Source organism: Pseudomonas sp. EA_65y_Pfl1_P113, from assembly GCF_963970525.1.
Lineage (GTDB): Bacteria > Pseudomonadota > Gammaproteobacteria > Pseudomonadales > Pseudomonadaceae > Aquipseudomonas > Aquipseudomonas tritici.
This window is the reverse complement of sequence record NZ_CAXAQM010000006.1, coordinates 194,126-211,661: the sequence shown is the minus strand read 5'-3', so window position 1 is coordinate 211,661 and position 17,536 is coordinate 194,126. Positions and strand designations below refer to the sequence as shown.

Sequence of the window (17,536 nt, the reverse complement as noted above, 5' to 3'; positions counted from 1 at the left end):
ACCTGCGCGCAAGTACGAAATTTTCCTCTCGACATGTAGCCGTTGTCCTACACTCATTTCCGTGCAGCGTTGGGGGTCCAGGACGTACCTCAAGGCACGGAGAATTCCATGGAGCGTTACCAATGATTAACTGGCGCAACACACGGCATCCCAAACTAGAAGGCGAAGATGAGGCCACCAGCGTGTTTGAAATGGTAGCCATCAGAACCTTAGAGCTCGGCTTCCAACACTGTTCCTTCAAAATGAGCGCTAACCTGCCTAAAAACCAAGTCAAGCCGATTGAATTCACCAACTACCCAAATGAATGGAAAACAGTGTATGACCAGGCGAGCTTCTTTGGCGTAGACCCGGTGGTTAAGCACTGTAGGGAGAGCCCGCTGCCCATTGTCTGGAAGGAAGAAACCTTTAAAGACGTACCCAGCCTTTGGTCATTGGCGCAGACTTCAGGCGTGCACATCGCGCTGACCATAACCGTCCATGATTTCCGGGGCATGTTCAGCATGTTGACCCTGAGCCGCGGTAAAGGCGCAATCACGCCGGAAGAACTTTACGAAAAAGCGGGGCTGATGCTGTGGTTGTGTCACGCGATGCATGCAGTACTGGCGCATAAGTATGCCGACATACCACCCAGTACTAAACCCGCCAGCCTGTTGACCCCGCGTGAAACGGAAGTGCTCATGTGGTCCGGCAAGGGCAAGACCGCAGCGGACATCGCCGCCATCCTTTGTTTATCCGAACGCACGGTGGGCTTTCATGTCTGCAGTTGCCTGAAAAAACTGGGGGTCAACAACAAGATCGCCGCCGTGCTCCGCGCCGCGCAAGACGGGATTATTTGACCCGCCAGCAAACACCGCATGTAATCCCCCTGAAAAAAAAGTAACATTTGCGGCCAATTCTGAGTGTTGAGCAGCCACCCCCCGGGTGCCGCCAGTCGTTCACTCAGACGTCTCGGCTGGCCACTGCCGAACACTTATCGTTTACCCAGAGCCTCCCCCTCCATGCCCCTGCTCGAAAGCCCCTTCGCCCAGCTCGATCTGATCCGCCAGCCAGAGCAACATAATGATCCGCTGCAAGCCTTCGATGCGGCTGACGAGTACCTGCTCAATCATCTGGCCGAACAGCAGCCGACTACTGAGACCCGCGTGTTGGTGCTCAATGACAGCTTCGGCGCTCTGGCCGTCAGCCTCCAGGGCCAAGTACAGGTAACCTCCAGCGGCGACTCATTCCTGGCAGCCCAGGGCCTGGAGAAAAACCTGGTGCGCAACAGCAAGGCGTTTGACGCTGTGCCGTTCATCCCGGCCAGCCAAATCCCGGCAGGGCCTTTTGACCGCGTACTGATCCGCGTGCCGAAAACCCTGGCCCTGCTCGAAGAGCAATTGATCCGCCTGCAAGGCCAGCTTGCGCCAGGCGCCGAAGTGATTGCCGGGGCGATGATCAAGCACTTGCCACGGGCGGCGGGCGAGTTGCTGGAACGCTACATCGGGCCGATGCACGCATCGCTGGCGGTCAAGAAAGCGCGATTGCTGATCGCCACTGTTGAAGATCGTCCCGCGGCTGTCTCGCCGTATCCGACCCGCTACACCCTCGACGCGCCAGCCATCGAGTTGCTGAACCACGCCAACGTGTTCTGCCGCGAAAGCCTGGACATCGGCACCCGTGCGTTCCTGCCGCACCTACCCAAAAGCCTGGGCAGCGCGCGGGTGGCGGACCTGGGGTGTGGCAACGGTGTACTGGCGATTGCCAGCGCCCTGCAAAACCCCGAGGCGCAATACACCCTGGTGGACGAGTCCTATATGGCCATGCAGTCGGCGGCCCAAAACTGGCAAGCAGCGCTCGGTGAGCGCGATGTCATCGTACGCGCCGCCGATGGCTTGGCCGGCCAGGCACCCGATTCGCTGGACGTGGTGCTGTGCAACCCGCCGTTCCACCAGCAGCAGGTGGTCGGTGACTTCCTCGCCTGGCGTATGTTCCAGCAGGCGCGGGAAGCGCTGGTAGTCGGCGGCGCCCTCTATATAGTCGGCAACCGCCACTTGGGTTATCACACCAAGCTGGCGCGATTGTTCCGGGGTGTCGAGCAAATCGCCACCACGCCGAAATTCGTGATCCTCAAAGCGCGCAAATAAAAAAGCCCCGCCACTGCGAGGAGAGGCGGGGCCAAAAAACCGTGCCGCAAGGCAACGGGATGGGATGTCAGTGGGTGGTCAAGCCAGCCGCGTTCATGAACATGCGCATCAGGCTGGCCACGACGAACAGGGCCAGCACGCTGCCAGTCCAGATCATCGCCAGCCACCCCAGGCGCCGCCACAACGGTTGTTTCTCGGCCTGTTCAATCTCGTGCAACGTAGGTTTGCCGGACATGAGACGACCCTCCTAGTGATAACCGTCTTCGTGGGTGACCTTGCCGCGGAATACGTAGTAGCTCCAGAAGGTGTAGCCCAGGATGAACGGGATGATGAATAACGTGCCCACCAGCATGAAGCCTTGGCTTTGCGGCGGCGCCGCAGCGTCCCAAATCGACACCGATGGCGGAATGATGTTCGGCCACAGGCTGATACCCAGGCCGCTGTAGCCCAGGAAGATCAGCACCAGCGTCAGCAGGAACGGCGTGTAGTGCGCGTTGCGTGCCACGGCGCGGAACAGGCCGTACATGGTCACCAGCACCAGGATCGGCACTGGCAGGAACCAGAACAGGTTGGGCAGGGTGAACCAGCGCGAGGCAATTTCCGGGTGCGTCAGCGGCGTCCAGATACTCACGATGCCGATCACCGCCAGCACCACGAACGCCAGGGGCCGCGCCAGGTTGTGCATCTTCTCCTGCAACGGGCCTTCGGTCTTCATGATCAGCCAGGTGCAACCGAGCAACGCATAGGCCACGATCAACGCCACACCGCAGAACATCGTGAACGGTGTGGCCCAGTCCAGCGAACCGCCGGCGAACTGGCGATTCACTACCGGGATGCCATCGATAAACGCCCCCAGCGCCACGCCCTGGAAGAACGTCGCAGCCAACGAGCCACCGATAAACGCCTTGTCCCACAGGTGACGCTTGTGGTCTTTGGCCTTGAAGCGGAACTCGAACGCGACGCCGCGAAAGATCAGCCCGATCAACATCAGCATCAGCGGCAGATACAGCGCCGACAACACCACCGAATAGGCCAGCGGGAACGCGCCGAACAGCGCCGCGCCGCCCAATACCAACCAAGTTTCGTTACCGTCCCAGACCGGCGCCACGGTGTTCATCATCACGTCACGGTCGGTCTTGCCCGGGATAAACGGAAACAGGATGCCGATACCCAGGTCGAAGCCGTCCATGACCACGTACATCATGATGCCGAAGATGATGATCACGGCCCAGATCAGCGGAAGATCAATACCCATCTCAATTCCCCTTATGCTGGATGTGGTCGTTGTCGTTGTCAGTGCCGTCATCGGCAGCAGACAAAGGACGCGCCGGCGTGCGCTTCTGGCCAGGACCACCGTGGGTCGGCTCGGTCACGTCATGGGCTACAGGGCCTTTGCGCACCAAACGCATCATGTAGCCAAGACCCGCACCAAACAGCGCGAAGTACACCACCACGAACAACACCAGGGTAATGGTCATCTGCGCCAGGCTATGCCCGGAAGAAGCATCCGCTGTGCGCATCAAGCCGTAGACCACCCACGGCTGGCGGCCGATCTCGGTGGTGAACCAACCCGCAAGGATCGCAATCAGGCCGGACGGGCCCATCCACAGCGCCAGGTACAGGAACGGTTTGGACGTGTACATCTTGTCGCCCCGGCGCAGCCAGAGGCTGAACAGGCCGGTGAAGATCATCAGGAAGCCCAGGCCGACCATGACCCGGAACGACCAGAACACGATGGTCGAATTCGGACGATCTTCCGGTGGGAAGTCCTTGAGCGCAGGCACCTGTTTATCCAGGGAGTGGGTGAGGATCAGACTGCCCAGGTAGGGAATTTCCACCGCGTATTTGGTTTTTTCGGCCTTCATGTCGGGCCAGCCAAACAGGATCAGCGGTGTCGGTTCGTTGCCTTTGTTTTCCCAGTGGCCTTCAATCGCGGCGATTTTCGCGGGCTGGTGCTTCAGGGTATTGAGGCCATGGAAGTCGCCGATCACCGCCTGGATAGGCGCAACAATCAGCGCCATCCACATCGCCATCGAGAGCATTTTGCGGATCGCCGGGTTGTCCTTGCCGCGCAACAAGTGCCAGGCCGCTGAGGAGCCGACGAAGAACGCTGTCGCCACGAAGGCCGCCGTGGCCATGTGCGCCAGGCGATAAGGGAACGACGGGTTGAAGACCACGGCGAACCAATCGGTTGGGATCACGCGGCCGTCAATGATTTCAAAGCCCTGGGGCGTCTGCATCCAGCTGTTGGACGACAGGATCCAGAAGGTCGAAATCAACGTACCCACGGCCACCATCACGGTGGAGAAAAAGTGCAGGTTGCGCCCGACCTTGTTCCAACCGAACAGCATCACGCCGAGGAAACCGGCCTCAAGGAAGAAGGCCGTGAGCACTTCGTAGGTCAGAAGTGGCCCGGTGACGGCGCCAGCGAAGTCTGAGAAGCGGCTCCAGTTGGTGCCGAACTGGTAGGCCATGACCAAGCCGGACACCACGCCCATACCGAAGTTGACGGCAAAAATCTTCGACCAGAAGTGGTAGAGATCACGGTAAGTGTCGTTGTGGGTCTTGAGCCACAAGCCTTCCAGCACCGCAAGGTAACTGGCCAGGCCGATGGTGATCGCCGGGAACAGGATATGGAATGAGATGGTGAACGCGAACTGGACGCGGGCGAGATCTAGCGCCTCCAAACCGAACATATGTTGTCCTCTTTCAGGTAATACCGAATGCCGGCCGGCGGCCTGCAATCACTGCCCCATCGCTATGGAGTACGGCGAATTTCAATTCGTTTCTTTTTTTGTCCAATCACGCTGGGATGCTTGCCTGGTCTGCCGACTTGAACTGCCCCTGCGACGGCATTGATCTGAATCAAGCATTGCTGAAAGAGTAGTCCCATTTTTGAGGTTGACCTGTGTGGTCTTTTGCCGCGTGACAGACTGCCTCAGCTCAGCTCCTGCAACTATCTGTTACAACTTAATGATAATCTCGGCGCTTCCCCCGGCCTTGACTCGAATTCCCGATGCCTAGCGAACCTGCGTTGCTGTTACGTCACCATCGCCCTTTCATCGCGTTCTGGCTGGCGCGCATCTTCACCGCCAGCGGCTTCCAGATGCTCACCGTGGCGATCGGCTGGAACCTCTACCAACTGACGGGCAACGTGCTGGACCTGGGTTTGGTCGGATTAGTGGAATTCGTGCCGCGCGTGCTGTTCATGCTGCACACCGGGCATGTGGCCGACCGCTATGAGCGGCGCAAAGTTGCCGCCATCTGCCAGACCGTGCAGGCGCTTATCGCATTGTCCCTGGCCATTGGAGGCCTGACCGGCAACGTGACCCGCGAGATGATCTTTATCCTCGCCTTCCTGCTGGGTGCTGCGCGCTCGTTTGAAATGCCCACCACCCAGGCCATGCTCCCGAGCCTTGTGCCCGCCGCACTGTTCCCACGGGCCGTGGCCTCGTCGCAGTCGGCCCAGCAGCTGGCGACCATTGTCGCGCCGGCCCTTGGCGGCTTGCTTTACGCCTTTGGCAGCGTGTGGGTGTATGGCCCCACGGTGGTGCTGTACCTCATTGCCTGCGTGCTGACCCTGAATTTGCCCGCGCGCCAAACGCCGCTGAACAAAGCCAAGGCGACCATGGACTCTCTGCTCGCCGGTATCCGCTTTATCCGCAGCCGCCCGGATATTCTCGGTGCCATCTCCCTCGACTTGTTCGCCGTGCTGCTGGGTGGCGCCACCGCGTTGCTGCCGGTGTTCGCCAAGGACATCCTGCTGACGGGCGCCTGGGGCCTGGGCCTGCTGCGTTCGGCACCGGCAGTGGGCGCGCTATTGATGTCGTTGTGGTTGGCGCGGTTCGCGGTGGACCGGCATGTGGGCCGCGTGATGTTCACCGCCGTCGGCGTATTCGGCGTGGCGACCATCGCCTTCGGCCTGTCCACCTCGTTCTGGTTTTCCCTGGCGGTGCTGGTGGTGCTGGGTGCGGCAGACATGATCAGCATGGTGATCCGCGCCTCATTCGTGCAGTTGGAGACACCGGACGAAATGCGCGGGCGGGTCAGTGCAGTCAACGGTTTGTTTATCGGCGCGTCGAATCAGTTGGGCGAGTTTGAATCGGGCATCACCGCCCACTGGTTCGGCACCGTGCCTGCCGTGGTCATGGGTGGGATCGGCACGCTGGTGGTGACGGGGGTGTGGATCAAGCTGTTCCCGACCCTGGCGAATCGGGATCGGATGCATGTGCCGGTGGAAGAGCCCAAGGTTTAAGCCACACTGCAAAATACTGTGGGAGCCGGGCTTGCCCGCGATAGCGGTGTGTCAGTCACCTCATCAGGAGCTGACCCACCGCCATCGCAGGCAAGCCAGCTCCCACACTTGATCTTCAGTGGGTAGGAGATTGCGTCAGAGCACTTTGTCCAAAGTAATCGGAAACGCCCGCACCCGCTTCCCAGTGGCGTGATAAATCGCATTCGCCACCGCCGCCGCTACGCCCACAATACCAATCTCACCAACCCCCTTCGACCCAAGGGCGTTGACGATATCGTCGCGTTCTTCGACAAACACCACGTCAATCTCGCCGATATCGGCGTTTACCGGGATGTGGTACTCCGCCAGGCTATGGTTCATGTAACGCCCCAATTGATGGTCGATCTGGGTTTCTTCGTGCAGGGCCATGCCGATACCCCATACCACCCCGCCGAGGATCTGGCTGCGCGCCATCTTCGGGTTGACCACGCGCCCGGCGGCAATCGCGCTGACCACCCGGCTGACCTTGATCGTGCCCAGGTCTTCATCCACACGCACCTCGACAAATACCGCCGAATGGGTAGCGGTAGCAAACCCCTCGCGCTTCTTGTCGGGCTCGCTGTCGACCTGCACCGCCAACGCGTCTTCGCCACTGTCCTTGACCAGCTGTGCCAATGACACACTGACGTCACCGGTATGCAACTGGCCGTCTTCAAAGCGTACGGACTCGGCCTCCTTGAATACCGGGTACGTTTGCCGAGCAACGGCCAACAGCTTGGCATTCAACGCTTCGCAGGCCTGCTGCACAGCCGTGCCGACGGAGGACACGGTAAACGATCCGCCCTGCAGCGGCGCAGTGGGCAACGATGAATCCCCCAACACAAAGGCCACGTCCTCAACCGCCACGCCACTGGCCTGAGCCGCGATCTGGGTCATCACCGTGTAGGTGCCAGTGCCGATATCGGTGGTGGCGCTGCTGACGGTCAGTTTGCCCTCGGGATCAATACGCGCCTTGGCGCTGGCCTTCATCTGCATGGCCTCCCACACGCCGCCGGCCATGCCCCAGCCGATCAACTGGCGGCCGTCGCGCATGCTGCGCGGTTCCGGGTTGCGTGGGTGCCAGCCGAAACGCTCGGCGCCTTCGCGGTAACACTCGCGCAGGGCTTTGCTCGACCAGGGCTTGTCTTCGTTCTGATTGCGTTCGGCATAGTTGATCAGCCGCAGTTGCACCGGGTCCATCCCCAGCGCGCAGGCCAGTTCGTCCATGGCGCACTCCAGGCCGATCACCCCGAGGGCCGCCCCAGGTGCACGCATGTCTAGCGGCGTGAACACATCCAGTGGCACCAACTTATAAGTAAGCTGCACGTTATCGCAGTGGTAGAGCATGCCGCTCCACTCCACCACATGCTCACTGAAATCCTCGAAGCGCGACGTCTGGCCAATCGCGGTGTGCCCCAGTGCCAGCAGGCGGCCGTTGGCGGCGGCGCCCAGCTGCATACGCTGCAAGGTGCGTGGGCGGTAACCGAAGGTGAACATCTGCTGACGCGTCAGCGTGACCCGCACCGAGCGCTTGAGCGCCAAGGACGCCATCACCGCCAGCGGCAATTGATACTGCGGGCGCAGGCCCGAGCCAAAGGCGCCGCCGACAAATGCCGCGAAGACACGCACCTGGCTTTTATCCAGGCCGAAGACTTTTTGCACATAGGCCTGGCAGTTCTGCGGGCCTTGGGTCTTGTCGTGGATGTGCAGCGTGCCGTCCGGCTGAAACAGCACGGTGCTGGCGTGGGGCTCCATCGGGTTGTGGTGTTCGATGGGGGTGCTGTAGTGCAGATCCAGGCTGACGGCAGCGCCGATCCATTCGGCCTGGAAGTTGCCGCGCGGCTTGGGCGGAGTCTGCGGCGAGGCGTAGGCTTGTTCCTGCAAGGCCAGCAAGTCGGTTTCAAAGGCTTCGGTTTCGTACTCGATCTCCACCAGGGAGCCGGCATGTCGCGCCAGCTCGAGGTTATCGGCGATCACCAGCGCCAGTGGCTGGCCGCTGTACAGTACGCGATCGTTGTACAGCGGGCGAAACGGCGAGCCGTCGGCCGCATCATCGTCCTGGAAAGCATCATCGTAGCTGGCGATTGTTGGCCGATTGAGGTGATGGATAACCTCCACCACACCCGGCAGCGCCAGCGCCTTGGTCGCGTCGATACGCAGCACCCGGCCCTTGGCCACGGTGCTCGACACTACGCTGCCATGCAGCAGGCCTTCTTCGGGAAACTCACCGGCATACCGCGCTTTGCCTGTGACCTTGAGCAGACCGTCAACGCGGTCCAAGGGTTTGCCGATAGCGCTCATGGGCGTTCTCCTGCAACAGCGGCGTCGCTCAGGGCGCGAATAACCCCCCGGCGTGCCAGCTTGATCTTGAAGCCGTTGTGCTGCAGCGGCTCGGCGTCTTGCAACAGGGCATCGGCGGCGTTACTGAAGGTTTCACGGCTAACAACCTGGCCGATCAGTGCGGCTTCCACCACGCGGTCACGCCAGGGTTTGTGGGCCACGCCGCCAAGGGCCAAGCGCGCGTCGATGATGGTGTCGCCGTCCAGCTCAAGCGCGGCAGCCACAGACACCAGGGCGAACGCATAGGAGGCACGGTCACGGATTTTCAGGTAATTGCTATGGTTTGCCAGGTGATCGGCAGGCAGTTCGATGGCGGTGATCAGCTCATCGTCGGCCAATTGGTTGTCACGTTGCGGCGCATCACCCGGTAGGCGATGAAAGTCGGCGAACTCAATGATTCGCGAACCGCCACGCCCCTCTACATGCACCCTCGCCTCCAGCGCTGCCAAAGCGACGCACATGTCGGAGGGATGGGTGGCGACACACTGTTCACTGGCGCCGAGGATCGCGTGAATACGGTTCAAACCGGTGCGTGCCGGGCAGCCACTGCCGGGCTCACGCTTATTGCACGGCACGGTAGCGTCATAGAAGTAGTAGCAACGGGTGCGCTGCAACAGGTTGCCGCCGGTACTGGCCATGTTGCGCAGTTGCGGCGAGGCGCCGGCCAGGATGGCCTGGGACAGCAGCGGGTAACGTTGTTCGATCAGCGGGTGCCAGGCCAGGTCGGCGTTGCTCACCAACGCGCCGATCAACAGACCGCCACCGGCAGTCTCCTGAATGTCATTGAGCGGCAATCCTGTGATATCGATGAGATGCTCGGGGCGGCTGATGTTTTCTTTCATCAGGTCCAGCAGGTTGGTGCCACCGGCAATAAAGCGCGACGCGGCGCTGCTCAGATGAACCGCTTCTTGCACATCCTCAGGCTTGCTGTAGTGGAAGGGATTCATTGCTCACCTCCCACTACGTCTTCAATGGCATCGCGAATATTGCTGTAAGCCCCGCAGCGGCACAGGTTACCGCTCATCAGCTCTTGGATTTGCGCCGTGTCGTGGGCCCGACCTTCATTGGCCAGGCCGACGGCCGAGCAGATCTGCCCAGGGGTGCAGTAACCGCATTGGAAGGCATCGTGTTTGATAAACGCCTGCTGCATCGGGTGCAGTTGGTCGCCGTTGGCCAGGCCCTCGATGGTGGTGAGTTCGGCACCGTCGCACATCACCGCCAGCGTCAGGCAGGCATTGATCCGCTTGCCATCGCGCAATACGGTGCAGGCGCCGCACTGGCCGTGGTCGCAGCCTTTTTTGCTGCCCACCAAGTCGAGCTGCTCACGCAAAAGGTCGAGTAGTGTGGTCCAGGGCAGCACATCCAACTGGCGATCCTGGCCGTTTAGCCTCAGGCATATGGAGTGGCTGGCGAACGGTTGGGTCGCCGCGCCATTGGGGGTCGCGCTCATAAACACCTCACGGGTTGGTCTACATCCGCGGCGTTCAGGAAAGTCGCCGTCTCAGGGGTACGACTTCCCAGGGTATTGAGCGTTCAAGGTGATTGATCAGCGGATATTGAGCTGTGTGGTCAAGGTATTTCGCGGGGGGTTGATCGAGGAGTTGCTGTACTGGAACCAGCCCTGGGCTTCGACGTTCAGGTCAAACACATAGATGTAGCCCATCAATGTGCCGGCCCCCGTGCAGGCTTCGCTGATGTTGCCCACCTGGCAAACCGCCGTGCGCTGGCCATTCAACTCAGCACCATTGAAGCGACCCATGGGGTTGTTGCCCAGGCCGACTTCCATCACAGAAACCCGGGTGGGCCCGCGGTGCTCACACATCTGGGTAGTGTTTACACGTTCCGCAATGGTCTCGCTGCACTTCGCCGACTCGACCTTGAACACACGCACTTCGCTCAAGGGCGGTGCAGTCGCGCCCCACGCCGGTGCTGCGCCGAGCAACAGGCTGATACAGGGGATCAGGACTAGACTCCACGGTTTGGCGTTTTTCATGCTGCGGGTGACCTTCGTTTAAACGTCGTCGCAGTATGCCTCAAGGCCTCGGCTGCTGGTATGATGCGCCGCTTTTTCCGATCCTCTCTGAAACCACAGGCGCTTGGCGCAGTTTGTGCTTTGACTTAGAGGTCAACAAATCACGACGCCACAGAGCGTCACAGGGAGCAGGCATGCTGGAAAAGCTGTTTCAACTCAAGGCACACAACACCAACGTGCGCACCGAGATCCTCGCGGGCATCACAACATTCCTGGCCATGGCCTACATCCTGTTCGTGAACCCGAGCATCCTCGGCGAGACCGGCATGGACAAGGGCGCGGTATTCGTCGCGACCTGCCTGGCGGCCGCCATCGGTTCGACCGTGATGGGCCTGATCGCCAACTACCCGATCGCACTCGCGCCGGGCATGGGCCTCAACGCCTTCTTTACCTACACCGTGGTCCTGCACATGGGCCATACCTGGCAGGTTGCGCTGGGTGCGGTGTTTATCTCGGCGGTGCTGTTCTTCCTGCTGTCGATCTTTCGTATCCGTGAGTGGATCATCAACAGCATTCCCCTGCCCCTGCGCTCGGCGATTGCTGCGGGTATCGGCCTGTTCCTGGCGCTGATTGCGCTGCACAACGCCGGGATTGTGGTTGCCAACCCGGCCACGCTGGTTGGCCTGGGTGACTTGAAGCAACCTGCTCCGATCCTCGCCACCCTGGGTTTCGTGCTCATCGTTGCGCTGGAAGCCCTGGCGGTACGCGGAGCCGTGCTGATTGGCATCCTGGCAGTGACCATCGTGTCGATCCTGCTGGGCGTCACCCCGTTCGGCGGCGTGACCTCAATGCCGCCGTCCCTGGCCCCGACTTTCCTGCAGTTGGATATTAAAGGCGCGCTCGATATCGGCCTGGTGAGCGTGATCTTCGCATTCCTGTTCGTCGACCTGTTCGATAACTCCGGCACCCTGATCGGCGTCGCCAAGCGCGCGGGCCTGATGGGCAAGGACGGCCACATGCCGAAAATGGGCCGTGCGCTGATCGCCGACAGCACCGCCGCCATGGCCGGTTCGCTGCTGGGTACGTCAACGACTACCAGCTACATCGAATCGGCTGCCGGCGTGAGCGCAGGTGGCCGCACCGGTTTGACCGCCGTCGTGGTAGCGATCCTGTTCCTGCTGGCGCTGTTTTTCTCGCCACTGGCCGCCAGCGTACCTGCCTTCGCAACTGCACCAGCACTGCTGTTCGTGGCCGTACTGATGACGTCGGGCCTGGCCGAAATCGACTGGGACGATATTACCGTTGCAGCGCCGGTGGTGATCACCGCCCTGGCGATGCCCTTCACTTACTCCATTGCCAACGGCATCGCCTTCGGTTTCATCGCCTGGACCGCCATCAAGCTGCTTTCGGGCCGCTACCGTGAGCTGAACCCGGCGCTGGTGATTCTGTCGATTCTGTTCGTGATCAAGCTGGGCTGGTTCAACGCATGACTTTTGACGCCGCACGCTACACCGCTCAACTGCAAGACAAGGTCACGCGCTTGCGTGACCTGCTGGCACCGTTCGATGCACCGGAGCCACAGGTCTTCGACTCGCCCCTACAGAACTTCCGCCTGCGCGCGGAGTTCCGCCTGTGGCGCGAAGGCGGTGAGCGCCACTACGCAATGTTTTCCCAGGACGACAAGCGCACGCCGATCCTGATCGAAGCGTTCCCCATCGCAAGCGCCCGCATCAACCAGTTGATGCCGCAACTCAAGGCCGCCTGGCAAGCCAGCGCCGCCCTGAGCCACAAGCTGTTCCAGGTAGAGTTCCTCACCACCCTGGCCGGCGACGCGATGATTACTCTGTGCTATCACCGCCCGTTGGACGAGCACTGGCACACCGCCGCGAACCAGCTGGCTGCCGACTTGAACGTGAGCATCATCGGCCGCTCGAAGGGCAAGCGCGATGTGATCGGCCATGATTACGTGGTGGAAAAACTCGACGTTGGCGGGCGCACCTTCAGCTACCGCCAACCCGAAGGCGCCTTCACCCAGCCCAACGGCACGGTGAACCAGAAGATGCTCAACTGGGCATACGAAGCCTTGGGTGACCGCCCGGATGATTTGCTCGAGCTGTACTGCGGCAACGGCAACTTCACCCTGCCCTTGGCAACCCGCGTGCGCAAAGTGCTGGCCACCGAGATCAGCAAGACCTCAGTGAATGCGGCGCTGAGCAACCTCGATGAAAACGCCGTGGATAACGTCACCCTGGTGCGACTCTCCGCTGAAGAACTCACCGAAGCGCTCAACGAAGTGCGCCCGTTCCGCCGCCTGCACGGCATCGACCTGAAGCGCTATGAGTTCGGCAGCGTGTTCGTCGACCCGCCGCGCGCCGGCATGGACCCGGACACCTGCGAACTGACCCGACGCTTCGACAACATCCTGTACATCTCCTGCAACCCGGAGACGTTGGCGGCGAACATCGCGCAACTGCATGACACGCACCGCATCACCCAATGCGCGCTGTTTGACCAGTTCCCGTGGACGCACCATATGGAGTCCGGGGTTCTGCTGACCCGCAGATAAATCTGCCAGGCACCCACAATCTCCTGTGGTTTTTCATGCATCCGTAGAATCGCTGGGCTCTAAAACCTTCTTGCGCGGCCGTCCGCCCTTCTTGCCATTGGCTCGGGCGGCATCTTAAGTGCTGTCGAGAATGACGCTCAATTGATACCCCATCCGATTCAACTGTACGACGTGTCTGATTAACGGTTCGATTATCGAACACATCCGCCGCCATCAATTGACCAAATTAACTAACCAGTACATTTTATCCACACAACTAACAAGAACTGTGGAGAAACCCTCAATGCCGCCCATCGTGCTGGTGCTCAACGGCCCCAACCTCAACTTGCTCGGCACCCGCGAGCCCGCCACTTACGGCCATGAAACCCTCGCCGACGTCGCCGCGCTGTGTGGCCGCAGCGCCGAACAGCTCGGGCTGAAAATCGAATTTCGCCAGACCAACCACGAAGGCGAATTGCTCGAGTGGATCCACGGCGCCCGCGCCCGTTGCGCCGGTATCGTGATCAACCCTGCGGCCTGGACCCACACCTCCGTAGCCATTCGCGACGCGCTGGTAGCCAGTGAGGTGCCGGTGATTGAGGTGCACCTGTCCAACGTGCATGCCCGTGAAGCGTTCCGCCATCACTCCTTTGTGTCGCCCATCGCCAAGGCAGTGCTGGCGGGGTTCGGCAGCCATGGCTACCACCTGGCCCTGGAACATTTCAGCCATCTGCTAAAAGGATCGGCCCGATGAAACCGCGCATCCTCGCTGGCCTGATCGGTGCCGGTATCCAGGCTTCCCGCACGCCGGCCCTGCATGAACGCGAAGGCGACGCCCAAGGCCTGCGCTACCTGTATCGCTTGATCGACCTTGAGCCCCTGCACTTGGACATCAACGCCCTGCCCGACCTGCTGCATGCCGCCGAGCTGATGCACTTCACCGGGCTGAACATTACCTATCCGTGCAAACAGGCGATCCTGGCGCTGCTCGATGAACTGTCCGACGAGGCCCGCGGCATCGGTGCGGTCAATACAGTGGTGTTCAAGCACGGCAAACGTATCGGCCACAACACCGATTGCCTGGGGTTCGCCGAAGGGTTTCGGCGCAACTTGAATGACGTGGCGCGCCAACGTGTGGTGCAGATGGGCGCTGGCGGTGCGGGCGCAGCGGTGGCCCACGCGCTGTTGGCGGAAGGTGTCGAGCAGTTGAGCATTTTCGACGTGGACGCCAATCGCGCCCGCGACCTTGTGGATAACCTCACGCAACGTTTCGGTGCTGGCCGGGCCCAGGTCGGCAACCACTTGGAGAACGCGATGGCCGAGGCCGACGGCGTGGTCAATACCACGCCGATGGGTATGGCCAAGCTGCCCGGCACACCGGTGCCGGTCGCTCTGTTGCGCACTGAGTTATGGGTCGCGGAAATCGTGTATTTCCCACTCGAGACCGAGCTGCTGCGCGACGCCCGCGCCTTGGGCTGCCGCACGCTGGATGGCGGCAACATGGCGGTGTTTCAGGCGGTGAAGGCGTTTGAGTTGTTCAGTGGGGAAGTGCCGGATGCGCAACGGATGTTGGCGCACTTCCAGAGCATGAACGTTTCACTGTAGGAACCGAATCCAAATGTGGGGCTTGCATTTCAGCCTCGAGCCTCGCATGGACTCAAACCTGCAAATAGCGCATCACCGAGTCACAAATCATGTCCCGGTGCCGCTGTTTAATCGCTTCATCCGACAACTCAATTTGAAAGATCTCACTGAACGTATGGCGGTTGGACACACGGTAAAAGCTGAACGAGTTGATCAGCAAGTGCACGTCCAGCGGCTCCAGCCCCTCGCGAAACACCCCCATCTCGGCCCCGCGACGCAACGTCGTGCCCAGCGCTTCGAGAATGTTGCTGTTCATCGCCTTGATCGCATCCGAGCGCTTCACGTACTCGGCATTGTGGATATTTTCGATGCTGACAATGCGCACGAAATCCACGTTCTGGTCGTGGTGATCAAAGGTGAACTCCACCAGCCGACGGATCGCTTCGCGCGGTTCCAGCGCGGTGAGGTTCATCTGGGTTTCGGTAGTGCGGATGTCGCCGTAAAGCTTCTCCAGCACCTCGACGTACAACTGCTCCTTGCTGCCGAAGTAGTAATAGATCATGCGCTTGGAGGTGTGGATGCGCTCGGCGATCGCATCCACGCGAGCGCCGGAAAGGCCCTGCTGGACAAACTCCACAATGGCTTCCTGGAGTATGTTCTCGCGGGTCTTTTCCGGGTTGTTCTTACGACTCTTGCGGGGTGCCTCGGAGGTCATGGTGCGCTCACGGCCAGTGTTGTGCAGGCCGTGATTATGGGCCGCGATGCGGCCTGAAAGAAAGCACCGGACCCGTCGTTATAAACGCGCCTGGCGAACCGCACCGCTGCGCGATTTGGCCATTGCCGCCAAGCGCACCGCCACATTGGCCGCACCGTAGCCGGCATAGCCATTCTTGCGCTGGATGATCTCGAAGAAAAACCGCCCTTCGAACGGCTCGGTGTACACATGAAACAACTCACCGCCCTGGGCGTCGCGGTCGTACAGCACGTTGTAGTAAGCCAGCTCGCTGAGGAACTCCTCGTCAAAATCGAAACGTGCCGCCAGGTCATCGTAATAGTTGAGCGGGATATCCAGCAGCGGCACCCCCGCCTCCTTGGCGCGGCTCACTTCGGCGAAAATATCTGCGCAATCGAAGGCAATGTGGTGCACGCCCGAGCCGCGATAGCTCGACAGGGCATGGGAAATGGCGGTATTGCGGTTCTCGGAGATGTTCAGCGGCAGGCGAATCGAGCTGCAACGGCTGCGCAATGCACGGCTTTTCACCAGGCCGTAAGGATCGGGCAACACCACTTCATCATCGGCCTCGAAATCCAGCAGGCTCTTGTAGAACAGCACCCAACTGTCGAGGCTGTCGGCCGGCAGGGCCATCGCCATATGGTCAATACGCAACAGGCCTCCGCTGGCCGTCGAAGCGGTTTGCAGGTTGAAGTCGGTGTCGTACAGCGTGCCTTCGCTGGGGTCCACCAAGTAAATCAGGCTGCCATCCGGTGCGCGCACGGCCGCCAATTCCAGCTCGTTGGGCCCGACCAGGCCGCGATACGGCTGGCCCTTGTAGGCCACCGCGCGCTCCAGCGCCTTGGCGCTGTCCTTGACCCGGATCGCGGTGGCGCACAACGACGGCCCGTGGGCCTCGAAAAAGTTGTGGGCGAAAGAATAGGGTTCGCAGTTGAGGATCAGATTGATATCACCCTGGCGCAGCAGGCTCACGCTCTTGGAGCGATGCTGCCCGGCCTTGACAAAGCCCAGGCGCTCGAGCCAATGGGTGAGCTTGGCGCCAAGGCTTTCATCGACAGCGAATTCGAGGAACTCGATACCGTCATATTCGCTGGCCGCCGGGGTATCAAACAGGATCTCGACCGGTTGCACCGGTGCTTCCTGCTTCAGGCGTTCGCGGGTTTTCTCCTCCAGGTACAGCAAGGAGCGCAGGCCATCCGCCGCATTCGCGCGGGTGGGCGCGGCGCGGAAGCCGTCGTTGAAGATTTCCAGGGACAATGGCCCGGTGTAGCCACTCTTGATGATCGGCGCGAGGAACCCCGCCAGGTCGAATTCGCCCTGGCCGGGGAAGCAGCGGAAATGTCGGCTCCATTCCAGGACGTCCATGGCCAGGATCGGCGCGTCGGCCATTTGTACAAAAAAGATCTTGTCGCCGGGGATCTCGGCAATGGCACTCGGGTCGCCTTTGAGGGACAGGGTGTGAAAGCTGTCGAGCAGTACGCCCAAGTTTGGGTGATCAACCTGACGCACCAGGTTCCACACCTGTTGCCATGTGTTCACATGCCTGCCCCAGGCCAGGGCTTCATAGCCGATGCGCAGGCCACGGCGACCGGCGTGTTCGGCCAACAGGCTCAGGTCATCGAGCAAAATGCGCTCGTCACCTACACAGTCGGCCGACGCATTGCTGCACACTAGCACCAGGTCGGTGCCCAGCTCTTGCATCAAGTCGAACTTACGTTCGGCGCGTTCCAGGTTGCGCGCCAGCCTGTCGCGGCGGCAGCCTTCAAAGTCGCGAAACGGCTGGAACAAGGTGATGGCAATGCCGAGGTCGGCGCACATCTGCCTGACTTCACGGGGGCTGCCGTCGTAGTACAACAAGTCGTTCTCGAAGATTTCGACCCCATCAAACCCGGCGGCGGCAATGGCTTCGAGCTTTTCCGGCAGGGTGCCGCTCAAGGAAACAGTGGCGATGGAACGTTGCATGGGC

General features: G+C 60.8%; 16 protein-coding genes. 7 read left to right on the top strand and 9 right to left on the bottom strand.

Annotated elements, in window-relative coordinates:
• Positions 1–122 precede the first annotated feature (122 nt).
• Together AACY52_RS08695 and AACY52_RS08690 are read left to right on the top strand one after the other, a co-directional pair.
• Entirely contained in the window at positions 123–836 is a 714-nt protein-coding gene (locus AACY52_RS08695) for a LuxR family transcriptional regulator (protein ID WP_339427988.1), read from the top strand.
• Between the two features lie 162 nt (positions 837–998).
• Complete coding sequence (locus AACY52_RS08690; protein ID WP_339416832.1) at positions 999–2,123, top strand: class I SAM-dependent methyltransferase; 1,125 nt, start codon at positions 999–1,001, stop codon at positions 2,121–2,123.
• Positions 2,124–2,190: 67 nt separating this feature from the next.
• On the opposite strand, the gene AACY52_RS08685 is transcribed toward AACY52_RS08690, so the two are convergent.
• Genes AACY52_RS08685 through AACY52_RS08675 form a run of 3 tightly spaced genes read right to left on the bottom strand, consistent with a single transcriptional unit; the run spans position 2,191 to position 4,819 of the window.
• The gene (locus tag AACY52_RS08685) at positions 2,191–2,358 is read right to left on the bottom strand and encodes a DUF2474 domain-containing protein (RefSeq protein ID WP_010562540.1); all 168 of its coding nucleotides are present in this window, start codon (positions 2,356–2,358) and stop codon (positions 2,191–2,193) included.
• A 12-nt stretch (positions 2,359–2,370) separates the two neighbouring features.
• The gene (gene cydB / locus AACY52_RS08680) at positions 2,371–3,378 is read right to left on the bottom strand and encodes a cytochrome d ubiquinol oxidase subunit II (RefSeq protein WP_339416833.1); all 1,008 of its coding nucleotides are present in this window, start codon (positions 3,376–3,378) and stop codon (positions 2,371–2,373) included.
• 1 nt (position 3,379) lies between these two features.
• Complete coding sequence (locus AACY52_RS08675; RefSeq protein ID WP_339416834.1) at positions 3,380–4,819, bottom strand: cytochrome ubiquinol oxidase subunit I; 1,440 nt, start codon at positions 4,817–4,819, stop codon at positions 3,380–3,382.
• A 320-nt stretch (positions 4,820–5,139) separates the two neighbouring features.
• Between AACY52_RS08675 and AACY52_RS08670 the strand changes: the two genes are divergently transcribed.
• The gene (locus AACY52_RS08670; RefSeq protein WP_049711440.1) at positions 5,140–6,378 is read left to right on the top strand and encodes an MFS transporter; all 1,239 of its coding nucleotides are present in this window, start codon (positions 5,140–5,142) and stop codon (positions 6,376–6,378) included.
• Between the two features lie 135 nt (positions 6,379–6,513).
• On the opposite strand, the gene AACY52_RS08665 is transcribed toward AACY52_RS08670, so the two are convergent.
• The 4 genes from AACY52_RS08665 to AACY52_RS08650 all read right to left on the bottom strand — a co-directional run bounded on the left by AACY52_RS08665 (position 6,514) and on the right by AACY52_RS08650 (position 10,729).
• A complete protein-coding gene (locus AACY52_RS08665; protein ID WP_339560421.1) occupies positions 6,514–8,697 on the bottom strand; it encodes a xanthine dehydrogenase family protein molybdopterin-binding subunit in 2,184 nt (727 codons plus the stop codon).
• Positions 8,694–9,683, bottom strand: coding sequence for a xanthine dehydrogenase family protein subunit M (locus AACY52_RS08660; protein ID WP_339560420.1), 990 nt, complete (start codon positions 9,681–9,683; stop codon positions 8,694–8,696). Before AACY52_RS08660 ends, AACY52_RS08665 begins: the two co-directional genes overlap by 4 nt.
• Positions 9,680–10,186: a 2Fe-2S iron-sulfur cluster-binding protein gene (locus AACY52_RS08655; protein ID WP_339416838.1), complete on the bottom strand. Its 507-nt coding sequence runs from the start codon at positions 10,184–10,186 to the stop codon at positions 9,680–9,682. The genes AACY52_RS08660 and AACY52_RS08655 overlap by 4 nt, the downstream gene beginning before the upstream one ends.
• A gap of 96 nt (positions 10,187–10,282) precedes the next feature.
• The gene (locus AACY52_RS08650; RefSeq protein ID WP_339416839.1) at positions 10,283–10,729 is read right to left on the bottom strand and encodes a DUF4879 domain-containing protein; all 447 of its coding nucleotides are present in this window, start codon (positions 10,727–10,729) and stop codon (positions 10,283–10,285) included.
• 173 nt (positions 10,730–10,902) lie between these two features.
• Between AACY52_RS08650 and AACY52_RS08645 the strand changes: the two genes are divergently transcribed.
• The 4 genes from AACY52_RS08645 to AACY52_RS08630 all read left to right on the top strand — a co-directional run bounded on the left by AACY52_RS08645 (position 10,903) and on the right by AACY52_RS08630 (position 14,858).
• Positions 10,903–12,198 carry an NCS2 family permease gene (locus AACY52_RS08645; RefSeq protein WP_339416840.1) on the top strand — a complete coding sequence of 432 codons (1,296 nt, stop codon included), beginning with the start codon at positions 10,903–10,905 and terminating at the stop codon, positions 12,196–12,198.
• On the top strand, positions 12,195–13,274 hold the full coding sequence (gene trmA, locus AACY52_RS08640) for a tRNA (uridine(54)-C5)-methyltransferase TrmA (RefSeq protein ID WP_339436768.1): 1,080 nt from the start codon (positions 12,195–12,197) through the stop codon (positions 13,272–13,274). The genes AACY52_RS08645 and trmA overlap by 4 nt, the downstream gene beginning before the upstream one ends.
• 283 nt (positions 13,275–13,557) lie before the next feature.
• Complete coding sequence (gene aroQ, locus AACY52_RS08635; RefSeq protein ID WP_065873640.1) at positions 13,558–14,007, top strand: type II 3-dehydroquinate dehydratase; 450 nt, start codon at positions 13,558–13,560, stop codon at positions 14,005–14,007.
• A complete protein-coding gene (locus tag AACY52_RS08630; protein WP_339416845.1) occupies positions 14,004–14,858 on the top strand; it encodes a shikimate dehydrogenase in 855 nt (284 codons plus the stop codon). The genes aroQ and AACY52_RS08630 overlap by 4 nt, the downstream gene beginning before the upstream one ends.
• A gap of 52 nt (positions 14,859–14,910) precedes the next feature.
• On the opposite strand, the gene AACY52_RS08625 is transcribed toward AACY52_RS08630, so the two are convergent.
• Both AACY52_RS08625 and quiC read right to left on the bottom strand, forming a co-directional pair.
• Positions 14,911–15,552 (bottom strand): TetR/AcrR family transcriptional regulator, encoded by a 642-nt coding sequence (locus tag AACY52_RS08625; RefSeq protein WP_339416847.1) that lies wholly within the window; start codon positions 15,550–15,552, stop codon positions 14,911–14,913.
• A gap of 78 nt (positions 15,553–15,630) precedes the next feature.
• Entirely contained in the window at positions 15,631–17,532 is a 1,902-nt protein-coding gene (gene quiC, locus AACY52_RS08620; protein WP_339560419.1) for a 3-dehydroshikimate dehydratase QuiC, read from the bottom strand.
• Positions 17,533–17,536 lie beyond the last annotated feature (4 nt).